Genomic DNA, 21,548 nt, shown 5'->3' on the forward strand with positions numbered 1-21,548 from the left:
CGGCGCGGCTTCCCCGGCCGCACCGCGCGAGCGCACTTCATGCGACCGGCGCGCCGATGCGCCGGCGCTTGTCAAAAAATGGAGACGACATGGCAGCCCCCATCCTCGATCCGAACGCGCCGGCTTTCACGCGGCGCTACATGAACCTCGCCGACCCGCGCCTGGGCGCGCAGGCGCTCTTCGCCAGCGACGAATTCTTCGCGCCGAAGGAGCGCATGCTCGATCCCGAGCCGGCCGTCTTCATTCCCGGCAAGTACGACGACCACGGCAAGTGGATGGACGGCTGGGAAACCCGCCGCAAGCGTACGACCGGCCACGACTTCTGCGTGGTCCGGCTCGCGCGGCCGGGCGTGATCCATGGCGTCGATCTCGATACGAGCCACTTCACCGGCAACTTTCCGCCGGCCGCGTCGATCGAGGCCTGCGCGGTGGACGGCGACACGCCGCCGGACGACGCTGAATGGCGCACGATCGTTCCCGCGACGACGCTGCAGGGCAATGCGCATCACTACGTGAGCGTCGACGATGCGCGGCCGGTCACGCATCTGCGCGTGAACCTGTATCCGGACGGCGGGCTCGCGCGGCTGCGCGTGTACGGCCAGCCGCAGCGCGACTGGCGCCACGTGCCGGCCGGCGAGCTCGTCGATCTCGCGGCGATCGAGAACGGCGGCTACCTGGTGGCCGCGAACAACCAGCATTTCGGGCCGGCGTCGCAGATGCTGATGCCGGGGCGTGGCGCGAACATGGGCGACGGGTGGGAAACGCGGCGCCGCCGCGAGCCCGGCAACGACTGGGCGATCGTCGCGCTCGCGCGGCCGGGCGTCATCCGGCGCGTCGAGGTCGATACGGCGTTCTTCAAGGGCAATTTCCCCGATCGTTGCTCGCTGCAGGCCGCGCACGTGACGGGCGGCACCGACGATTCGCTCGTCACGCAGGCGATGTTCTGGGCCGAACTGCTCGGCGAGCAGAAGCTGCAGATGGATCACGTGCACACGTTCGACTCGCTCGCGGCGCTCGGCCCCGTCACGCACGTGCGGTTCAACATCTTCCCGGACGGCGGCGTGTCGCGCCTGCGTCTGTGGGGCGAGCCGGCTTGAAGGAGGGCGGCGGCATGAGCGGAACTCCCACTCTGCGCGTCGAGCGCCTGACCCGCGAAGCGTTCGCGCCGTTCGGCGACGTGATCGCGCTCGAAGGCGCGCGGCATTTCCCGATCAACGGCGGCACGACCGAGCGCTTTCACGATCTCGCGACGATCGACGTGTGCGCGGACGGCGGCCGGCCGCTCGTCAGCGTGTTTCGCGCGCAGCCGCGTGCGCTGCCGGTCGCGGTCACGCTGATGGAGCGTCACCCGCACGGCAGCCAGGCGTTCATTCCGCTCGCGGCGGTGTCGCGCTACGCGATCGTCGTCGCGCCGGCCGGCGAATTCCGGCCCGACGCGATGCGTGCGTTCCTGGCCGAGGGCTGGCAGGGCGTCAATTATGCGAAGGGCGTCTGGCACCATCCGCTGCTCGCGCTCGACGCGGTCAGCGATTTCGTGATCGTCGATCGCGGCGGCCCGCAGCCGAACTGCGACGAGATTCCGCTGGAACGTGCGTGGGCGCTCGATTTCGAGTCGGCCTGCGCGGGCGTCGAAGGGCTTTCGTAAGCATCCCGGGCGCGCGGCACGCTCGCCCAAAAAAGCAGACGGCCCGGGCGGCGAGATGCCGGCCGGGCCGTGCTGCGTGCGCCGGTGGCGCGAGTCAGTGCTTGCGGTGCGGGCAGTTCTCGGTCGTGCACGAGCCGTACATCGCGAGCGAATGCTCCTGGAGCCGGAAGCCGCGCTCCTTCGCGATCGCCTGCTGGCGGCTCTCGATCTCGGCGTCGAAGAATTCCTCGACGCGGCCGCAATCGAGGCACACGAGGTGGTCGTGGTGCGAGCCTTCGTTCAGCTCGAACACCGCCTTGCCGGATTCGAAGTTGCTGCGCGTGAGCAGGCCGGCCTGCTCGAACTGCGTGAGCACGCGGTAGACGGTGGCGAGCCCGATGTCGAGCTGCTCGTTGAGCAGGTTGCGGTAGACGTCTTCGGCCGTCAGGTGGCGCACGGGGCTCTGCTGGAAGATCTCGAGAATCTTGAGGCGCGGTAGGGTGGCCTTTAGCCCGATATTCTTGAGATCCGTCGGATTGGTCATGGCTAGGCATCCCTAGAGTACAATGCAGGGCTTCAATGTTACCGGCTTTTCGCCGTTCCAGATATACGCGCGGCCTGCACGCGGGCCAGCACGGTGAAGGAAATGATCCCAGAATCGCTTTCGCACTTTCAGAGGAGTCGCATGCGAAGTGCCATCATCGCTGCCGCCGCCGTTGTCGCGCTGGCGGGTTGTTCGTCGTACGACAGCGTGACGCAGCGCATTGCGCAGAGCATCACGCCGTATCGGATCACCGTCGTGCAAGGCAACTTCGTGTCGCAGGAGAAGGCCGCACAGTTGCAGGTCGGGATGACGCGCGAGCAGGTCCGCGCGCTGCTCGGCACGCCGCTGCTGGCGGACATGTTCCACGCGGATCGCTGGGATTACCTTTTCTACTTCAAGCGCGGCTCGACGTCGATCGTCCAGCAGCGCGACCTCGTGGTCAATTTCTCGGGCGATCGCGTGGCGAGCTGGACCGGCGCCGACAACCTGCCGTCCGAGCTCGACCTGCTGGCCGACATCGACGGCGACCGCGGCGGCAAGAAGGCGAAGGCCGCTGCCGCGGCGAAGAAGGCTTCCGAAGCCGCCGCCGCGAGCGCCGCGGAGGCTGCCGCTGCCGCGAGCCCGGCCACGGTGCCGGCGTCCGGCGCGGCGGTCGACCAGGATGCGAACGCCCAGGCGGCGCGCGCGGCGAACCGCGCGACCAACCAGGTGTCGGGTCAGGGTTCGGGTTCGCGCCGGTTCACGCCGGCCGCGCAGGCTTCGGGCGGCGCGCCGGTGCCGGGCGGCCAGCCGCCGGGCGCTGCGCCGGCGATCCAGCCGCAGTTCCAGTTCCATCGTCCGCCGCAGCCGAACGTGTCGAACGAGGCGTCGCCGCCGGTCGGCCCGCAAGGCTCGGACAACCTGCAGAACCAGCCGCTCACCGCACCGGCCCAGTAAGCGGCCGGCGTGCGGAAACGGGGCGGCATGCGCCGCCCGCCTTTAGACCTGTCGTGTAGAAAGCCATGAAGATTGCGATTGCCGGCGCATCGGGCCGAATGGGCCGGATGCTGATCGAAGCCGTTCTCAACGACGCCGACGCGCAGCTCGTCGGCGCGCTCGACCGCGCCGGTTCGCCGTTCCTCGGCCAGGACGCCGGTGCGTTCCTCGGCAAGGACACCGGCGTCAAGCTGACCGACGATCTCGACGCCGTGTTCGCGCAGGCCGACTACCTGATCGATTTCACGCGGCCGGAAGGCACGATGGCCCACATCGAGGCCGCACTGCGCCACGACGTGAAGCTCGTGATCGGCACGACCGGCTTCACCGCCGAGCAGAAGGCCGAACTTCAGGCCGCTGCGGCCAAGCTCGGCATCGTGTTCGCGGCGAACATGAGCGTCGGCGTGAACGTCACGCTGAAGCTGCTCGAATTCGCGGCGAAGCATTTCTCGCACGGCTACGACATCGAGATCATCGAGGTGCATCACCGCCACAAGGTCGACGCGCCGTCGGGCACCGCGCTGATGATGGGCGAGGCCGTGGCCGGCGCGCTCGGCCGCTCGCTCGACGACTGCGCGGTGTACGGCCGCCACGGCGTGACGGGCGAGCGCGATCCGTCGTCGATCGGCTTTGCCGCGGTGCGCGGCGGCGACATCGTCGGCGACCACACCGTGCTGTTCGCCGGGATCGGCGAGCGCATCGAGATCACGCACAAATCGTCGAGCCGCGTGTCGTACGCGCAGGGCGCGCTGCGCGCGGTCCGGTTCCTGTCGGCGCGCGGCGCCGGCCTGTTCGACATGCAGGACGTGCTCGGCCTGCGCTGACCCCGCGAGGAAACTCCGATGGCGATTCCCACCGGCGTTGTCCACTACCTCGAAAGCGGCGATGCGATCACGCACGCCGTCTCCTATGTGCTGCTGGCGATGTCCGTCGCCAGCTGGTGCTTCCTCGTCATGAAAGCCTGGCTGCTGGTCCGCGCGAAGCGGCAGGGGCCGCGCGCGCTCGCCGCGTTCTGGCGCGCGCCGTCGCTCGACGCGGGGATCGCCGCGCTCGCCGGCGCCGATCGCGAGCGCGTGTTCGTGCCGCTCGCCGAAGCCGCGCGCGACGCGGCCGGCGACCACGATCCCACCGCGCTGGCCGCGCGCGTCGAGCGCGGCGAGCGCGTGCTGCGCGCGTTGCGTCATGCGATGCTGCGCTCGCAGCGGCGCCTCGAATTCGGCCAGGTGCTGCTCGCGTCGATCGGCAGCACCGCGCCGTTCGTAGGCCTGCTCGGCACCGTGTGGGGTATCTATCACGCGCTCGGCAGCATCGCCGCGAGCGGGCAGGCGCAGATCGAGAACGTCGCGGGGCCGGTCGGCGAGGCGCTGATCATGACCGCGTTCGGGCTGGTCGTCGCGATTCCCGCGGTGCTCGCGTACAACATCCTCGGCCGGCTCGTCCGGCAGCTCGCCGAGGAACTCGACGGTTTCGCGCGCGATCTGCACGTATTCGTGTGCGCACAGGGCGCCTGACGCGCCGGCTCCGGAGGAACGATCATGGCATTCGGCGGGCTCGAGCACCACAAGACGTCCGCGCCGATGGCGGAAATCAACATGACGCCGCTGATCGACGTGATGCTCGTGCTGCTCGTCATCTTCATCATCACCGCGCCGCTGATGACGCACGCGATCCGGCTCGACCTGCCGAAGGTCGCGGCCGGCGTCGCGCGCGACACGCCGCAATCCGTCACGCTGTCGATCGACGACGCGGGCAAGCTCTACTGGGACGACGCGCCCGTCGCGATCGACGCGCTGCCCGCGCGCTTGCGGGCCGCCGCCGCGGGCGCCGCGCCGCCCGAACTGCGGCTGCGCGCGTCGCGCGCGACGCGCTACGACGTGATCGCGCAGGTGATGGGCGCCGCGCAGGCCGCGGGCCTCACGCGGATCGGCTTCGTGACCGACGTGCCGCCGGCCGGCGCCGCCGGCGCGAAGCCCTGATCCGTCGTCGTTGCGGGCCGCTGGCCCGCGAGACCGGCCGTGCGGGCCCGCACGGGCGGTATAATCGACGTTTTTCCCGGCCCGGAACCGGTCAACCCGTTCCTGCGCCGGGCACGCACGATTTCGATCCAATCCTGCGCGCGCGCCGTCGCGCCGCCTAAAGCCTAGCCCGAACCACACCATGCACGAGAGATACGTACCCGCCGACGTCGAAGCCGCCGCCCAGGGCGACTGGCGCGCAGCCGATGCCTACAAGACGAAGGAAGATTCGCAGAAGCCGAAGTTCTACTGCGTGTCGATGCTGCCGTACCCGTCCGGCAAGCTGCACATGGGTCACGTGCGCAACTACACGATCAACGACGTGATGTACCGCTATCTGCGGATGAACGGCTACAACACGCTGATGCCGATGGGCTGGGATGCGTTCGGGATGCCGGCCGAGAATGCCGCGATGGCGAACGGCGTGCCGCCCGCGAAGTGGACCTACGACAACATCGACTACATGAAGGGCCAGATGCAGTCGATGGGCCTCGCGATCGACTGGTCGCGCGAGATCGCGACGTGCAAGCCCGACTACTACAAGTGGAACCAGTGGCTGTTCCTGAAGATGCTCGAGAAGGGCATCGCGTACAAGAAGACGGGCACCGTGAACTGGGACCCGGTCGACCAGACCGTGCTCGCGAACGAGCAGGTGATCGACGGCCGCGGCTGGCGCTCGGGCGCGCTCGTCGAGAAGCGCGAGATCCCGATGTACTACCTGCGGATCACGCAGTACGCGGATGAGCTGCTGAACGACCTCGACGGCCTCGGCTGGCCCGAGCGCGTGAAGATCATGCAGCAGAACTGGATCGGCAAGAGCTTCGGCGTGAACTTCGGCTTCCCGTACGAACTCGACGGCGAGCAGAAGCTGCTGCGCGTGTTCACGACGCGCGCCGACACCATCATGGGCGTCACGTTCTGCGCGATCGCGGCCGAGCACCCGCTCGCCGCGCGTCTCGCGCAGGACAAGCCGGAGCTGCTCGCGTTCATCGACGAGTGCAAGCGCGGCGGCGTCGCCGAGGCCGACGTCGCGACGATGGAGAAGAAGGGCGTCGCGACCGGCTTCTCGGTCAAGCACCCGCTGACCGGCGAGCCGGTCGAGGTGTGGATCGGCAACTACGTGCTGATGAGCTATGGCGAAGGCGCGGTGATGGGCGTGCCGGGCCACGACGAGCGCGATTTTGCGTTCGCGAAGAAATACGATCTGCCGATCAAGCAGGTGATCGCGAGCGAAGGGCAGACGTACTCGCTCGACGCATGGCAGGAGTGGTACGGCGACAAGGAAACCGCGGTCTGCGTGAACAGCGGCAAGTACGACGGCCTGCGCTACACGGAAGCGGTCGACGCGGTCGCCGCCGACCTGAAGGCCGGCGGCTTCGGCGACAAGCAGGTCACGTGGCGCCTGCGCGACTGGGGCGTATCGCGCCAGCGCTACTGGGGCACGCCGATCCCGATCATCCACTGCCCGTCGTGCGGCGACGTGCCGGTGCCGGAGCAGGATCTGCCGGTCGTGCTGCCGGAAGACCTCGTGCCGGACGGCTCGGGCAACCCGCTCGCGAAGTCCGAAGCGTTCCTGAACTGCACGTGCCCGAAGTGCGGCGCGGCCGCGAAGCGCGAAACCGACACGATGGACACCTTCGTCGATTCGTCGTGGTACTTCTCGCGCTACACGGCACCGGACGCCGAGACGATGGTCGACGCGCGCACCGATTACTGGATGCCGATGGATCAGTACATCGGCGGCATCGAGCACGCGATCCTGCACCTGCTGTATTCGCGCTTCTGGACCAAGGTGATGCGCGACCTCGGCCTCGTGAAGTTCGGCGAGCCGGCGAAGAACCTGCTCACGCAGGGGATGGTGCTGAACGAGACGTACTACCGCGAAGACGCGGCGGGCAAGAAGACCTGGTACAACCCGCTCGACGTGACGGTCACGCACGACGACAAGGGCCGCCCGGTCGGCGCGACGCTGAATGCGGACGGCCAGCCGGTCGTGCTCGGCGGCATCGAAAAGATGTCGAAGTCGAAGAACAACGGCGTCGATCCGCAACTGCTGATCGACCAGTACGGCGCCGATACCGCGCGCCTGTTCACGATGTTCGCGGCGCCGCCCGAGCAGCAGCTCGAGTGGTCGGGCGCGGGCGTCGAGGGCGCGAGCCGCTTCCTGCGCCGCGTGTGGAGCTTCGGCTACGCGAATCGCGAAGCGCTCGCCGCGCGCGCGGGCTTCGACGCCGCCGCGCTCGGCGACACCGACAAGGCGCTGCGCCGCGAGATCTACGGCGTGCTGAAGCAGGCCGATTTCGACTACCAGCGCCTGCAGTACAACACGGTCGTGTCGGCCGCGATGAAGATGCTGAACGCGATCGACGGCGCGAAAGGCGCGACGCCCGCCGTGCTGCGCGAGACCTACGGCGTGCTGCTGCGCGTGCTGTACCCCGTCGTGCCGCACGTCACGTTCGAGCTGTGGAAGGCGCTCGGCTACGCGGACGAATTCGGCCCGCTGCTCGATGCGCCGTGGCCGAAGGTCGACGAGGCCGCGCTCGAGCAGGCCGAGATCGAACTCGTGCTGCAGGTGAACGGCAAGGTGCGCGGTGCGCTGAAGGTCGCGAAGGACGCGAGCCGCGACGCGATCGAAGCGGCGGCGGTGGCCGACGAGGCATTCGCGAAATTCAGCGACGGCAAGCCGGCGAAGAAGATCGTCGTCGTGCCGGGCCGCCTCGTGAACATCGTCGTCTGACGGCCGCCGGCCGTCGGACGTACCCAGAAGGAGCGAAGGTGATCCGCAGATCGTTTTTGATGCTCGTCGGCAGCACGGTCGTGCTGTCGGCATGCGGCTTCCAGTTGCGCGGCCAGCAGGACTACGCGTTCAAGCACCTGTTCGTGGCCGGTGCGCCGGCGCCCGTCGAGGCGCGGCTCACGCGCCTCGTCCAGGCCGGCAGCGACACGAAGATCGTCAAGTCGGCGGACGACGCCGACGCCGTGCTGCGCATGTGGGAGTCGCGTGGCCAGAACACGCTGACGCTCAACAAGTACGGCTCCGCGCAGGAATACGCGCTGTTCTACACGCTGAACTACACGCTGACGAGCAAGGACGGCACCGTGCTGATCCCGCCGAGCGCGATCGCGCTGAACCGCGCGATGACGTACAGCGACCAGTACACGAACGCGAAGGCGCAGGAAGCCGACATCCTGTACGGCGACATGCAGAACGACGCGGTCGATCAGTTGATGCGGCGTCTCGCGATCGTCCACTCGCTGACGCCGGCCCCGGAGGACGTGGTGCCGGGTGTGGCGCCGCGCGCGCCGCTGCCGCCGCCGCCGCTCTGATCGCGGGCGCACGCAGCGATGCAATTGCGACTTGATGCGCTGGAGCCGCACCTCGCGAAGGGGTTGGCCGGGCTCTATACCGTCTACGGCGACGAGCCGCTGCTCGCGCAGGAAGCGTGCGACCGCATTCGTGCGGCCGCGCGCGCGGCCGGCTTCACCGAGCGTTCGGTGCATACGGTCGAGCGCGGTTTCGACTGGAGCGTGCTGCTCGGCGCGACCCAGGCGATGTCGCTGTTCGGCGAGCGCCAGCTGATCGAGCTGCGCATTCCGTCGGGCAAGCCCGGCAAGGAAGGCGCCGATGCGCTGAAGACGCTCGCGGCCACGCCCAATCCGGACGCGCTGATGCTCGTCACGTTGCCGCGCCTCGACGCGGCCACGCAGAAATCCGCCTGGTTTACCGCGCTGCAGAACGGCGGTGTCGCGCTGAAGATCGATCCGGTCGACCGTGCGCAGTTGCCGAACTGGATCGGCCAGCGACTCGCGATGCAGGGCCAGCGCGCCGCGCCGGGCGACGACGGGCGCCGCGCGCTGCAGTTCATCGCGGAGCGCGTCGAGGGCAACCTGCTCGCCGCGCACCAGGAAATCCAGAAGCTCGGGCTGCTGTATCCGCAGGGCGCGCTGTCGTTCGAGCAGGTGCACGACGCGGTGCTGAACGTCGCGCGTTACGACGTGTTCAAGCTGAACGAAGCGATGCTCGCCGGCGACGCCGCACGGCTCGCGCGGATGATCGACGGGCTGAAGGGCGAGGGCGAGGCGATCGTGCTCGTGATGTGGGCCGTCGTCGAGGAGCTGCGCACGCTGCTGCGGATCAAGCGCGGCACGGCGGCCGGCAAGCCGCTCGCGACGCTGCTGCGCGAGAACCGCGTGTGGGGGCCGCGCGAGCGGTTGATCGCGCCCGCGCTGAACCGCGTGTCGGAAGCGGTGCTCGAAAAGGCGCTCGCGTTCGCCGCGAAGCTCGACCGGCAGGTCAAGGGGCTCACGGCCGTCGCACCGGGCCGCCGCACGCAGGACGAGCCGCCGCCCGACCCGTGGGACGGGCTGTTCCAGCTTGCGATGACGGTCGCGGGCGCCCGCGGCGAGCGACCGCCGACCGCGGGTCGCGTGCGACGCTAGGTCCCGTCCGGGCCGTCAGCGCGCGCTGCGCAACCCGCTTACAATGCTTCGATGGCTGGCGCGGCATATCGGCCGCTGCCCTGCACGGATGGCTGTTCCGCGGATCGTCGCGCCCGGATGGTCGTCCCCCGGATGGCCGGCCCCCGGATGGCCGGCCCATGCTTCCCCACGAATTCATGCCGCTCCGCGCGGCTCGCTTCTCGAGTCACACGATGGATATCGATCAGTACATGACCGACCTGGGCCGTCGCGCCCGGCACGCTTCCCGCGCGATGGCGCGCGCCAGCACGGCCGCGAAGAACGCGGCGCTCGACGCCGTGGCCCGCGCGATCGAACGCGACGCGCAGGCGCTGAAGGATGCGAATGCGCGCGACGTTGCCCGCGCCCGCGAAAAGGGGCTCGATGCGGCGTTCGTCGATCGCCTGACGCTGTCGGACAAGGCGCTGAACACGATGGTCGAAGGGCTGCGCCAGGTCGCGTCGCTCGCCGATCCGATCGGCGAGATCGGCAACCTCAAGTTCCGCCCGAGCGGGATCCAGGTCGGCCAGATGCGCGTGCCGCTCGGCGTGATCGGCATCATCTACGAGTCGCGCCCGAACGTGACGATCGACGCGGCCGCGCTGTGCCTGAAGTCGGGCAACGCGACGATCCTGCGCGGCGGCTCCGAGGCGCTCGAATCGAATACCGCGCTCGCGAAGCTGATCGGCGAAGGGCTCGCGGCGGCAGGGCTGCCGCAGGACGCGGTGCAGGTTGTCGCGACGGCCGATCGCGCGGCGGTCGGCAAGCTGATCACGATGACCGAATACGTCGACGTGATCGTGCCGCGCGGCGGCAAAAGCCTGATCGAGCGCCTGATCAACGAGGCGCGCGTGCCGATGATCAAGCACCTCGACGGCATCTGCCACGTGTATGTCGACGATCGCGCCGATCTGGCCAAGGCGCTGACGGTGTGCGACAACGCGAAGACGCACCGCTACGGCACGTGCAACACGATGGAAACGCTGCTCGTGTCGAGCGGCATCGCGGAGAAGTTGCTGCCGCCGCTCGGCAAGCTGTATCGCGACAAGCAGGTCGAACTGCGCGTCGACGCGGCCGCGCGCGCGGTGCTCGCCGATGCGGGCGTCGGCCCGCTCGTCGACGCGACCGAAGAAGACTGGCACACCGAGTATCTCGCGCCGGTGCTCGCGATCAAGGTCGTCGACGGGCTCGACGCCGCGATCGAGCACATCAACCACTACGGCTCGCATCACACGGATGCGATCGTCACCGAGGATCACGACCGCGCGATGCGGTTCCTGCGCGAAGTCGATTCGGCGAGCGTGATGGTCAACGCGTCGACGCGCTTCGCGGACGGTTTCGAATTCGGCCTCGGCGCGGAAATCGGCATCTCGAACGACAAGCTGCACGCACGCGGCCCCGTCGGCCTGGAAGGCCTGACGTCGCTGAAATACGTGGTGCTCGGGCACGGCGAAGGCCGTCAATAAGTCAACAACGAGGCGCATCACCAATGGCAATGCTCTGGGTCAAGACGTTCCATATCGTTCTGATCGCCGCGTGGTTCGCGGGGCTCTTCTATCTGCCGCGCATCTACGTGAACCTGGCCATGGAGACCGATCCGGCCGCGGTGCGGCGCCTGCTCTTGATGGCGCGCAAGCTGTTCCGCTTCATGACGATGATCGCGGTGCCGGCGCTGGCCTGCGGGCTGTGGCTCTGGCTCGCGATCGGCATCGGGCAGGGGCAGGGCTGGATCCATGCGAAGGTGACGGTGGTGCTGCTGCTCGTGATCTACCACGCGTATTGCGGGCACCTGCTGCGGGTGTTCGAGCGCGGCGAGAACCGCCGCACCGACAAGTGGTATCGCGTGTTCAACGAACTGCCGGTGCTCGGCATGCTCGCGGCGGTCGCGCTGGTGGTGATCAAGCCGTTCTGAGCGGCGCGGCCGGCGGTTACGTCGCCGCCGAATCATGCGCAACGGCGCCCCTCGGGGCGCCGTTGTTCGTTGACGTGCGGTCCGTGCGTCGCCGGCTCAATCCTTCGCGTCGTCGATCCGGCGCCGCGTGATCGCTTCCTTCGCGCGACCGACCCGTTCCATCAGCGCCGGCCCGCGCGACAGCGCGACACCAACCGCGAGAATGTCGCCGATCGCGAGATGCGACATCCGCGACGTCATCGGCGAGAACACGTCCGTTTCCTCGGCGACGTTCGACGCGAGGCTGACTGTCGCGAGCTTCGCGAGCGGCGAATGGCTCTGCGTGATCGCGACGACTTTCGCGCCGCACGCGAGCGCGGAGCGCGCCGCGTCGACGATGTCGCGCGTGCGACCGGTGTTCGAGATCGCGACGACGACGTCGTGCGGCCCGAGCAGCGCCGACGACATCGAGAACGTGTGCGGATCCGAATACGCGACGCTCGGCACGCCGAGCCGGAAAAACTTGTGCTGGATGTCCTGCGCGGCAATGCCCGAGCCGCCGGCGCCGTAGAACTCGATGCGCGACGCGTTCGACAGCAGCGCGATCGCGTCGGCGACGCTGCCCGCTGACAAACTGTTGCGCACTTCGATCAGCGCGCCGATCGTGCGGTCGAACACCTTGCCGATGATGCCGGGCGCCGGTTCGTCGGGCTCGACGTCGCGATACACCGACGACACGCCCGGCGCCACGCTCTGCGCGAGCCGGATCTTGAATTCGCGAAAGCCGCTGCAGCCGAGCGCCTGGCAGAAGCGCGCGATCGTCGGCTGGCTGACGCCCGCACGAGTCGACAGCTCGGTCATCGCGAGGTCGAGCACCTCGCGCGGCGCGGCGAGAATGTAGTCGGCGAGCTTGCGCTCGGACGGGCGCAACTCGGCGCGGATCGCTTCAATGCGAGGCAGCATGGGACGGCGAATGGAAATCGGGTTCGGATGAGCGAGTGTATCGCAATCGAATTGTAGAAAATCTACATGAAAATACTAGCCCAGTCGCGAAGATTTCGGTGCGGGATCAGCAGCGTGAATTAGGGTTTTCACTGATCAAGCCCTTGCTGGTGGCGGGAATAACGGTTGCGAGTGAGTCGATCGGCATTGCGTGCTTGTAGTTTTTCTACTAGACTGCCTTCGTTCGATCGACGAAGCTCGACCGTCCCCACGATTCCAACCGCCGGTGTCGGCCGGCATACAGGAGCGCCCAGCATGACGTCGCTGCACCCCACTCTGGCGAAGGTCACCGAACGCGTGATCGCCCGCAGCCAATCGACCCGTTCCGCCTATCTGCAGCGCATCGACGGCGCGCAAGGCAAGTTCCCGGCGCGCGGCGCGCTGTCGTGCGCCAACCTCGCGCACGGCTTCGCGGGCCTCGAGGGCAACGACAAGTTCGCGATCAAGGCGATTCGCGAGCCGAACATCGGCATCGTGTCCTCGTACAACGAGATGCTGTCCGCGCACGCGCCGTACAAGGATTTCCCCGAGATCATCAAGGCGGCCGCGCGCGAGAACGGCGGGGTCGCGCAGTTCGCGGGCGGCGTGCCGGCGATGTGCGACGGCGTCACGCAGGGCAACCCGGGGATGGAGCTGTCGCTGTTCTCGCGCGAGGCGATCGCGATGGGCACGGCGATCGCGCTCACGCACAACATGTTCGATGCGGCGCTCTGCCTCGGCATCTGCGACAAGATCGTGCCGGGCCTGCTGATCGGCGCGCTGCAGTTCGGCCACCTGCCGACGATCTTCGTGCCGGCCGGCCCGATGACGAGCGGCCTGTCGAACGACGACAAGGCGAAGATCCGCCAGCAGTTCGCGACCGGCCAGGTCGGCCGCGACGCGCTGCTCGAAGCCGAATCGGCCGCGTATCACGGCCACGGCACCTGCACGTTCTACGGCACCGCGAACAGCAACCAGATGCTGATGGAGCTGATGGGGCTGCACCTGCCGGGCTCGGCGTTCGTTCACCCGCATACGCCGCTGCGCACCGCGCTGACGGCCGAGGCCGCGCGCCGCGTACTCGACCTGACCGTCGAGCGCGGCCACTACACGCCGATCGGCCACGTGATCGACGAAAAGGCGATCGTCAACGGGATCGTCGCGCTGCTCGCGACGGGCGGCTCGACCAACCACACGCTGCATCTCGTCGCGATCGCGCGCGCGGCCGGCATCCTGATCGACTGGAACGACTTCGACGAGCTGTCGGCCGTCGTGCCGCTGCTCGCGAAGATCTACCCGAACGGCAAGGCCGACGTGAACCACTTCCACGCGGCGGGCGGTGTCGCGTTCCTGGTGCGCAACCTGCTCGAAGGCGGGCTGTTGCACGAAGACGTGACGACGGTCGCGGGCAAGGGCCTGTCGCACTACACGAAGGAGCCGAAGCTGATCGACGGCAAGCTGACGTGGGTCGACGGTGCGGCCGAGAGCCACGACACGAAGGTGCTGCGCGGCATTCGCGACCCGTTCCAGCCGGACGGCGGCCTGCGCCTGATGCAAGGCCGGCTCGGCCGCGGCGTGATCAAGATCTCGGCGGTCGCGCCGGAGCACCGCAAGGTGACGGCGCCCGCGATCGTGTTCGACTCGCAGGAGGCCGTGCAGGAAGCGTTCGATCGCGGCGAGCTGAAGCGCGATTTCGTCGCGGTGGTGCGCTTCCAGGGCGCACGCGCGAACGGCATGCCCGAGCTGCACCGTTTGACGCCGCTGCTCGGCGTGCTGCAGGATCAGGGCTTCCATGTCGCGCTGGTGACCGACGGCCGCATGTCGGGCGCGTCGGGCAAGGTGCCGGCGGTGATCCACGTGTCGCCGGAAGCGCTGCTGGCCGGCCCGATCGGCAAGGTGAAGACGGGCGATACGCTCGTGATCGACGCGGAAGCCGGCGTGCTCGACATCGAGATCGACGACGCCGAGTGGCACGCGCGCCCGGTCGCGCAGCCGCAGCGCCAGGCCGAGAACGAAGTCGGTTTCGGGCGCGAACTGTTCGGCGTGTTCCGCGCGGCCGCGGCGCCGGCCGAGCAGGGCGCATCGGTTTTCGGGGCGCTGGTCGGCGAAACGGCCGTCAGCGTCGCCGCATGAATTTCAAGGAGCCAATTCAATGAAGACGATTGCTGAAATCGTGAAGCTGGGCCCGGTGATTCCGGTGCTCGCGTTCGACTCGGTCGAGCAGGGCGAAAACGTGTCGCGCGCGTTGCACGCGGGCGGCGTGAAGGTGCTCGAGATCACGCTGCGCACGCCGGCGGGCCTGGAGGCGATCCAGCGCGCGAGCCAGCTCGCGGACGACATCGTCGTCGGCGTCGGCACGATCACGAAGCCCGAGCATTGCGCGCAGGCCAAGCGCGCGGGCGCGACGTTCGGCGTGTCGCCGGGCCTGACGAAGGAGCTGCATCTCGCGTCGCTCGACGCCGGCCTGCCGTTGCTGCCGGGCGTGATGACGCCGAGCGACATCATCCAGGCGCTCGAATTCGGCTACGAGATCGTGAAGTTCTTCCCCGCGCAGCAGGCGGGCGGCGTGCCGATGCTGCAGGCGTTCCACGGCCCGTTCCCGGCGCTGAAGTTCTGCCCGACCGGCGGCATCACGGTCGACACCGCGCCGAACTTCCTGAAACTGCCGAACGTCGTGTGCGTCGGCGGCTCGTGGCTCACGCCGAAGGCCGCACTCGCCGCGCAGGACTGGGCGGAAGTCACGCGTCTCGCGCAAGCGGCGAGCCAGTTGCCCCGCTAAGACTTGTACCGGATGACAAGGGCCTGTTCGCGCCAGTAACGGGCTTGCGAACGAGCCTTTCCGCCCGCAGTGCAAGGCGTGAGGAGCGCCGTTTGGCCGAGCCAAACAAGCGACGAACGACGCCGCAATGTGGGCGGAAAGGCTCGTTCCCGTGTTTGTGGAAAATAATTCGTGGGGCTGGCCACCAGAAGGGCCAATCGCTGCGTCATGCTCCTCGCGAATACGCCAAGTATTCGCTTCGTCGCATTCCTTGCGCTCGGCCCTTCTGGTGGCCAGCGCAAGCCCGTTACTGGCGCGAACAGGCCCTTGACCCTCGGAAAGCAAGCGTTAGTGCTTGTTTTACCGAGGGTTTTTGCTGATGGAACCGGTTCTATCCGCGGATCGCAAAGATAAGTAAAATTCAGCGTCCTGACGGGGGGGTACCCCCGTGTTTCGGAGACCTGCATAGCCGGGCATACTCGCAACGACTCGCCCGGTTCGAACAATTCTAGGAGGAGTGCCACATGGGGGCCGTCCAAGGCAGCATGCTGCTCGTATTCACGCTGATCGCGATTGCCGCGCTGATCCTGATGATCGCGCGCTACAAGATCTACCCGTTCCTGGTGCTGATCATCGTTTCGCTCGGCCTCGGCCTCGTCGTCGGCATGCCGATGGACAAGATCGTCAAGTCGTTCGAAACGGGCACCGGCGGCACGCTCGGCCACATTGCGATCGTCGTCGGCCTCGGCACGATGCTCGGCAAGATGATGGCCGAATCGGGCGGCGCCGAACGGATCGCGACCACGCTGATCGACTGGTTCGGTGAAAAGAACATCCACTGGGCAATGATGTTCGTCGCGATCATCGTCGGCCTGCCGGTGTTCTTCGAAGTCGGCTTCGTGCTGCTGATCCCGATCGCGTTCAACGTCGCGAAGCGCACCGGCAAGTCGCTGCTCGTCGTCGGCCTGCCGATGGTGGCCGGCCTGTCGGTCGTGCACGGGCTGATCCCGCCGCACCCGGCCGCGCTGCTGGCCGTCCAGCAATACGGCGCCGATATCGGCAAGACGATCGCATTCGGCCTGGTCGTCGGCGTGCCGACCGCGATCATCGCCGGTCCGCTGTTCGCGCTGATGATCTCGAAGTTCGTGAAGTTGCCGGACAACAACCCGCTCGCATCGCAATTCGTCGATTCGAACGCGGATGGCCGCAAGCGCGAACTGCCGAGCTTCGGCATCACGCTGTTCACGATCCTGCTGCCCGTCGTGCTGATGCTCGTCGGCAGCTGGGCCGACCTGGTGTTCGCGCCGAAGTCGCTGCCGAACAACCTGCTGCGCTTTGCCGGCAACTCGGACGTCGCGCTGCTGATCGCCGTGCTCGTGAGCTTCTTCACGTTCGGCAAGCTGCAGGGCTTCAACCGCGACCAGATCCAGAAGTTCTGCGGCGAGTGCCTGGCGCCGATCGCCGGCATCACGCTGATCGTCGGCGCGGGCGGCGGCTTCGGCGGCGTCCTGCGCGACAGCGGGATCTCGCAGCAGATCGTCGAGACCGCGAAGCACGCGCACCTGTCGCCGCTGCTGCTCGGCTGGTTCGTCGCGGCGCTGATGCGTCTCGCGACGGGTTCGGCGACGGTCGCGATGACGACGGCCTGCGGCATCGTCGCGCCGATCGCGGCGGCGGCCGGCACGGCGGTCAGCCCGGAGCTGCTGGTGCTCGCGACCGGCTCGGGCTCGCTGATCTTCTCGCACGTGAACGACGGCGGCTTCTGGCTGATCAAGGAATACTTCGGGATGACGGTCGGTCAGACGTTCAAGACCTGGTCGCTGCTTGAAACCATCATCTCGGTGCTCGGTCTCAGTTTCACGTTGCTGCTGAGCATGGTTCTGTAACAAGGGGTAGTCAATGATTCTGATCGCAATGGGCGTGTCGGGCGCGGGCAAGTCGCTGATCGGCGAAATGCTGGCGGAACGCCTGTCGTGCAGCTATACCGATGGCGACGCGTTTCACAGCGCGGCGAACAAGGAAAAGATGCACCACGGTATTCCGCTGACCGATGAAGACCGCTGGCCGTGGCTGCGCACGATTCGCGCGGCCATCGAGGAAAAGCAGCGCGCCGGCGAAACGGCCGTGTTCACGTGCTCGTCGCTGAAGCGCTCGTACCGCGACGTGCTGCGCGGCGCCGATACCGACGTGCGGTTCGTGTATCTGAAGGGCTCGTTCGAGGTGTTGCAAGAGCGCCTGAAGAGCCGTACCGGCCATTTCTTCGATCCGTCGCTGCTGAAAAGCCAGCTCGACACGCTCGAGGAGCCGGGCCCTGACGAAGCGATCGAGGTCAGCATCGAGCTGACGCCCGAGCAGATCGTCGATCAGGTCATGCTGAAGATCGGCCTGCCGCACCCGCACCCGCACTGAGCGCGGTTCGCGGCCGTCGTCATGAAAAAGGCGCCTTCGGGCGCCTTTTTCGTTGGCGGCGCGTACGCCGGTCAGGCGGTGCGCGCGCGTTGCGCGATGCCGTCGAGCAGCACGTCGAGCATCGTGTCGTGTACGACGGCCGGATCGAGCCGCGCATAGAGCGGGGCGGCCGATTTGACGAGCGGATGCCCGGCGTCGGACAGCGCGCGCATTTCCGCGAGCTCGACGTCGTTCGCGGGCCGTGTGAGGCCGCCCGCTTCGGCGGCGGCGAGGCCGATCACGCTCGCGTACCAGCCGACGCATACCGACGGCAGCGCCGCGCGCGGGATGCCGGCGTCGGTCAGCGCGCGATGCACGGCCTCGATGTGCGCGAGATCGGCCGGCCCCGTGCTCATGTGCCGCTGCAGCAGCGCGAACGCGGCCGGGTAGCGCAGCGCGAGCGCGCGGTACTGGCGCGCGAGGTCGCGCAGCCGTTCGCGCCACGGCTGCGACGGATCGACCGGCACGAGCGAGCGCGACAGCGCATTCGCGATCGCGCGACTCAGGCCCTCCTTCGACTTGAAGTGATACAGCACGCTCATCGGATCGCAGCCGACCGATTGCGCGAGCTTGCGCACGCTGAACGCGGCTTCGCCGACCTCCTCGAGCAGTGCGAGCGCGGCCGCGACGATCGCGTCCTTGTCGAGGCCGCGCGGGCCTTGGGCGGGTTTGTCTTTCATCGAGACGGGCTGGCCGGCCGGAATGGCGCCGGCTGTAAACTTGACGAAAGCTTATTCTACACTGTAGAATTATTTCTGCGGTGTAGAAATTGGGTGTCCCGGCACCTTTCGATACGTGCTTTCGCACAGTCCGGGATCCAGGCGGCACGAGCGTGCCCGCCGTCAACACGGGCCCTCGCGCCTCCTTTCTCGTTGACACCCAAGTGGAACCGGCTGCCCCACCCGCGAAGCCAGAAGGCTCTTCGACAGGCGGCCCAAGACCATGCAAGTGCAATCATGACGTCCGATAACAAGCCCCTGATCCAGGGCGAAGCGCGTTTCGAGCAAACGCAACTGAACATCGAAAAAGACAACTGGAACTGGTGCGATCCGGCCCGCTACGACGGCGCGCGTCCAGCGAACTGGTACGAAGCGTCGCTGTCGCGCCACGAAAACAGCGCGCCGCTCGCGCGCGACGCCGTGTGCGACGTGCTCGTGATCGGCGCGGGCCTGCTCGGCGCATCGGCTGCGCTGCATCTCGCGCAAGCGGGCGTCGATACGATCCTCGTCGACAAGCATCACGTCGGCTCGGCCGCGTCGGGCCGCAACGGCGGGCAACTGACGCCCGGCCTCGCGCGCTGGGAAGCCGCCGACATGATCGACCACCTGTCGCACGACGATGCGAAGCGGCTGTGGCGCTTCGCATCCGCCGAGTCGATGGACCTGATCGACGAGATCGGCGTGCGTTACGCGCTCGATCTCGACCGCAAGCGCGGCCACGTCACGGCGGCGGTTCACCCCGGCCACATGAGCGCGCTGCTCGACGGCGCGGATGCGCGCCGCCATCTCGGCGATGCGGGCGTGACGCTCGTCGGCCGCCATCAGTTGCACGACGAATACGTGCGCTCCGGGCTGTATCACGGCGCGGCGATCGATGCGCTCGGCGGCCAGATTCACCCGCTCGCGCTGGTGCGCGGCATGGTGCACGGCTTCCGGCTGAACGGCGGCGCGCTGTTCGAAGGCACCGAGGTGCTCGAGCTCGACGAGACGCCCGCCGGCGTCGTCGCCACGACGCCGGGCGGCACGATCACCGCGCGCCGCGGCGTCGTGCTCGCGCTGCACAACACGACGTTCCGGCTGCTCGACGACGGCGCGGCGACCACGGTGCCGTTCTTCACGTACGTGAGCGTGACGGCGCCGCTCGACGTCGACGTCGCGACGCTGATGCCCGCCGGCATGCCGGTGTACGACACGCAGTTCCAGATCGACTACTACCGGCCGGTGCGCGGCAACCGCCTGCTGTTCGGCGGGCAGGGCACCGGCAGTTGCTGGGCGCAGCCCGACGTCAATGCGTATCTGGTGACGCGGCTGAACACGGTGTTTCCGCAGGCCGATGGCAGCTTCGCGCTCGACTACTGCTGGAGCGGCGTCAGCGACTTCACGCTGAACGGCGCCACCGACAGCCGCAAGACCGACGGCCGCGTGCCGATGTACATGGTGCAGGGCTGGAGCGGCCACGGCGTCGCGCAGACGGTGCGGATCGGCAAGGCGATCTGCGACGATTTCGTCGGCCGCAATGACGATTTCTCGATGCTCACGGGCATCGACCACCGCGCGATTCCGCTTGGCCGGCAGTTGTCGCCGATCGCGATTCCCGCCGCGAAGGCCGCGATGAGCGTGATGAGCGCGCTCAACCCGGGCCGGATGATTTCATTCTGATCTTCGTCCCGCGCGCGAGCGCCCATGAAAAAAACCGATGCGATCGCTCGCATCGGTTTTTTTGTCGGGCGACGGCGCTGCTTACGCGATCCGCTTCGCGAGTTCGACGGCCTTGCCGATGTACGACGCCGGCGTCATCGCGAGCAGGCGATCCTTCGCGTCCTGCGGGATCGCGAGCGTGCCGACGAATTCCTGCAGCGCTTCGCGCGTGATGCCCTTGCCGCGCGTCAGTTCCTTCAACTGCTCGTACGGGTTCTCGATGCCGTAGCGGCGCATCACCGTCTGCACCGGCTCGGCGAGCACTTCCCAGCAGTTGTCGAGATCTTCGTTCAGGCGCTGCGGGTTCACCTCGAGCTTGTCGAGGCCACGGATCAGCGAATCGTACGCGAGCAGCGAATAGCCGAGCGCGACGCCCATGTTGCGCAGCACCGTCGAGTCGGTCAGGTCGCGCTGCCAGCGCGACACCGGCAGCTTGTCGGCGAGGTGGCGCAGCGTCGCGTTCGCGAGGCCGAGGTTGCCTTCCGAGTTCTCGAAGTCGATCGGGTTGACCTTGTGCGGCATCGTCGACGAGCCGATCTCGCCGGCCTTCGTCTTCTGCTTGAAGTAGCCGACCGAGATGTAGCCCCACACGTCGCGATCGAGGTCGAGCAGGATCGTGTTCGCGCGCGCGACCGCGTCGAACAGTTCGGCCATGTAGTCGTGCGGCTCGATCTGGATCGTGTACGGGTTGAACGTGAGCTTCAGGCGGTTTTCGATCACGTCGCGCGAGAACGCTTCCCAGTCGAATTCCGGATACGCGGACAGGTGCGCGTTGAAGTTGCCGACCGCGCCGTTCATCTTGCCGAGGATCTCGACCTTCTCGATGCGCGCGATCGCGCGGGCGAGGCGCGCGGCGACGTTCGCGAGTTCCTTGCCGAGCGTCGTCGGGCTGGCCGGCTGGCCGTGCGTGCGCGACAGCATCGGCTGTTCGGCGTGTGCGTGCGCGAGTGCGACGAGGCGCTGGTGGACCGTGCGCAGCGCCGGCAGGATCACGTGTTCGCGCGCGCCGGCGAGCATCATCCCGTGCGACGTGTTGTTGATGTCCTCGGACGTGCACGCGAAGTGGATGAATTCGCTCGCCTTCTCGAGTTCGGCCTGGCCCTTCACCGATTCCTTCAGCCAGTATTCGACGGCCTTCACGTCGTGGTTCGTCACGCGCTCGATTTCCTTGATGCGCGCGGCGTCGTGCGCGGTGAAGCGCTCGGCGAGCTGCAGCAGGAACTGCTCGGACGCTTCCGAGAAGCGCGGGACTTCCGCGAAGCCGGCGCGCGACAGCGCGATCAGCCAGTGCACCTCGACGGTGACGCGGTGGCGCATGAAGGCGGCTTCGGAGAGCCAGTCGCGCAGCGCTTCGGTCTTGCTGGCGTAGCGGCCGTCGATGGGCGAGAGCGCGGTGAGGGCGAAAAGCGTATCGGGACGAGTGTCGGACATGATCGG

Annotated in this window: 20 protein-coding genes; 16 read left to right on the forward strand and 4 right to left on the reverse strand. The window is 67.8% G+C overall.

The annotated features are described in order from the left end of the window. Positions 1-89 precede the first annotated feature (89 nt). Both alc and WS61_RS13705 read left to right on the forward strand, forming a co-directional pair. On the forward strand, positions 90-1,097 hold the full coding sequence (alc, locus tag WS61_RS13700) for an allantoicase (protein WP_059500969.1): 1,008 nt from the start codon (positions 90-92) through the stop codon (positions 1,095-1,097). A 14-nt stretch (positions 1,098-1,111) separates the two neighbouring features. Beyond that, positions 1,112-1,645, forward strand: a complete 534-nt coding sequence (locus tag WS61_RS13705) for an ureidoglycolate lyase (RefSeq protein WP_059501112.1) — start codon at positions 1,112-1,114, stop codon at positions 1,643-1,645. 94 nt (positions 1,646-1,739) lie between these two features. Here the strand turns inward: WS61_RS13705 and fur are convergent, their stop codons facing one another. Beyond that, positions 1,740-2,168 (reverse strand): ferric iron uptake transcriptional regulator, encoded by a 429-nt coding sequence (gene fur, locus WS61_RS13710; RefSeq protein ID WP_006753314.1) that lies wholly within the window; start codon positions 2,166-2,168, stop codon positions 1,740-1,742. 141 nt (positions 2,169-2,309) lie between these two features. On the opposite strand from fur, the gene WS61_RS13715 reads away from it, so the two are divergent. The 9 genes from WS61_RS13715 (at position 2,310) to WS61_RS13755 (ending at position 11,528) form a co-directional block, all read left to right on the forward strand. Then, positions 2,310-3,104 (forward strand): outer membrane protein assembly factor BamE, encoded by a 795-nt coding sequence (locus tag WS61_RS13715; protein ID WP_059500970.1) that lies wholly within the window; start codon positions 2,310-2,312, stop codon positions 3,102-3,104. Positions 3,105-3,169: 65 nt separating this feature from the next. Then, positions 3,170-3,967, forward strand: a complete 798-nt coding sequence (gene dapB, locus WS61_RS13720; protein WP_059500971.1) for a 4-hydroxy-tetrahydrodipicolinate reductase — start codon at positions 3,170-3,172, stop codon at positions 3,965-3,967. Between the two features lie 18 nt (positions 3,968-3,985). Continuing rightward, complete coding sequence (locus WS61_RS13725) at positions 3,986-4,654, forward strand: MotA/TolQ/ExbB proton channel family protein (protein WP_059500972.1); 669 nt, start codon at positions 3,986-3,988, stop codon at positions 4,652-4,654. A 24-nt stretch (positions 4,655-4,678) separates the two neighbouring features. Beyond that, a complete protein-coding gene (locus tag WS61_RS13730; RefSeq protein ID WP_059500973.1) occupies positions 4,679-5,119 on the forward strand; it encodes a biopolymer transporter ExbD in 441 nt (146 codons plus the stop codon). A 181-nt stretch (positions 5,120-5,300) separates the two neighbouring features. Beyond that, a complete protein-coding gene (gene leuS / locus WS61_RS13735) occupies positions 5,301-7,895 on the forward strand; it encodes a leucine--tRNA ligase (protein WP_059500974.1) in 2,595 nt (864 codons plus the stop codon). A 38-nt stretch (positions 7,896-7,933) separates the two neighbouring features. Then, the gene (gene lptE / locus WS61_RS13740) at positions 7,934-8,485 is read left to right on the forward strand and encodes an LPS assembly lipoprotein LptE (protein WP_006476923.1); all 552 of its coding nucleotides are present in this window, start codon (positions 7,934-7,936) and stop codon (positions 8,483-8,485) included. Between the two features lie 18 nt (positions 8,486-8,503). Continuing rightward, a complete protein-coding gene (gene holA / locus WS61_RS13745) occupies positions 8,504-9,598 on the forward strand; it encodes a DNA polymerase III subunit delta (RefSeq protein WP_059500975.1) in 1,095 nt (364 codons plus the stop codon). Positions 9,599-9,810: 212 nt separating this feature from the next. Continuing rightward, the gene (locus WS61_RS13750) at positions 9,811-11,082 is read left to right on the forward strand and encodes a glutamate-5-semialdehyde dehydrogenase (RefSeq protein WP_059500976.1); all 1,272 of its coding nucleotides are present in this window, start codon (positions 9,811-9,813) and stop codon (positions 11,080-11,082) included. A gap of 23 nt (positions 11,083-11,105) precedes the next feature. After that, complete coding sequence (locus WS61_RS13755) at positions 11,106-11,528, forward strand: CopD family protein (RefSeq protein WP_095211718.1); 423 nt, start codon at positions 11,106-11,108, stop codon at positions 11,526-11,528. Between the two features lie 96 nt (positions 11,529-11,624). On the opposite strand, the gene WS61_RS13760 is transcribed toward WS61_RS13755, so the two are convergent. Further along, complete coding sequence (locus WS61_RS13760; RefSeq protein WP_034206404.1) at positions 11,625-12,470, reverse strand: MurR/RpiR family transcriptional regulator; 846 nt, start codon at positions 12,468-12,470, stop codon at positions 11,625-11,627. Positions 12,471-12,764: 294 nt separating this feature from the next. Here WS61_RS13760 and edd point away from each other — a divergent pair, with 294 nt between their 5' ends. The 4 genes from edd (at position 12,765) to WS61_RS13780 (ending at position 17,655) form a co-directional block, all read left to right on the forward strand. Beyond that, positions 12,765-14,621: a phosphogluconate dehydratase gene (gene edd, locus WS61_RS13765; RefSeq protein WP_059500977.1), complete on the forward strand. Its 1,857-nt coding sequence runs from the start codon at positions 12,765-12,767 to the stop codon at positions 14,619-14,621. 19 nt (positions 14,622-14,640) lie between these two features. Further along, on the forward strand, positions 14,641-15,267 hold the full coding sequence (gene eda, locus WS61_RS13770; RefSeq protein ID WP_059500978.1) for a bifunctional 4-hydroxy-2-oxoglutarate aldolase/2-dehydro-3-deoxy-phosphogluconate aldolase: 627 nt from the start codon (positions 14,641-14,643) through the stop codon (positions 15,265-15,267). 503 nt (positions 15,268-15,770) lie between these two features. Further along, positions 15,771-17,132: a GntP family permease gene (locus WS61_RS13775; RefSeq protein WP_059500979.1), complete on the forward strand. Its 1,362-nt coding sequence runs from the start codon at positions 15,771-15,773 to the stop codon at positions 17,130-17,132. Positions 17,133-17,145: 13 nt separating this feature from the next. Next, positions 17,146-17,655 (forward strand): gluconokinase, encoded by a 510-nt coding sequence (locus WS61_RS13780; RefSeq protein WP_059500980.1) that lies wholly within the window; start codon positions 17,146-17,148, stop codon positions 17,653-17,655. A gap of 71 nt (positions 17,656-17,726) precedes the next feature. On the opposite strand, the gene WS61_RS13785 is transcribed toward WS61_RS13780, so the two are convergent. Next, positions 17,727-18,374: a TetR/AcrR family transcriptional regulator gene (locus WS61_RS13785; protein ID WP_059500981.1), complete on the reverse strand. Its 648-nt coding sequence runs from the start codon at positions 18,372-18,374 to the stop codon at positions 17,727-17,729. Between the two features lie 276 nt (positions 18,375-18,650). Between WS61_RS13785 and WS61_RS13790 the strand changes: the two genes are divergently transcribed. Further along, on the forward strand, positions 18,651-20,072 hold the full coding sequence (locus WS61_RS13790) for an FAD-binding oxidoreductase (RefSeq protein WP_059500982.1): 1,422 nt from the start codon (positions 18,651-18,653) through the stop codon (positions 20,070-20,072). Between the two features lie 81 nt (positions 20,073-20,153). On the opposite strand, the gene purB is transcribed toward WS61_RS13790, so the two are convergent. Further along, the gene (gene purB / locus WS61_RS13795) at positions 20,154-21,542 is read right to left on the reverse strand and encodes an adenylosuccinate lyase (RefSeq protein ID WP_059500983.1); all 1,389 of its coding nucleotides are present in this window, start codon (positions 21,540-21,542) and stop codon (positions 20,154-20,156) included. Between the last annotated feature and the right edge of the window lie 6 nt (positions 21,543-21,548).

It is taken from the genome of Burkholderia sp. ABCPW 11, from assembly GCF_001523445.1.
GTDB lineage: Bacteria > Pseudomonadota > Gammaproteobacteria > Burkholderiales > Burkholderiaceae > Burkholderia.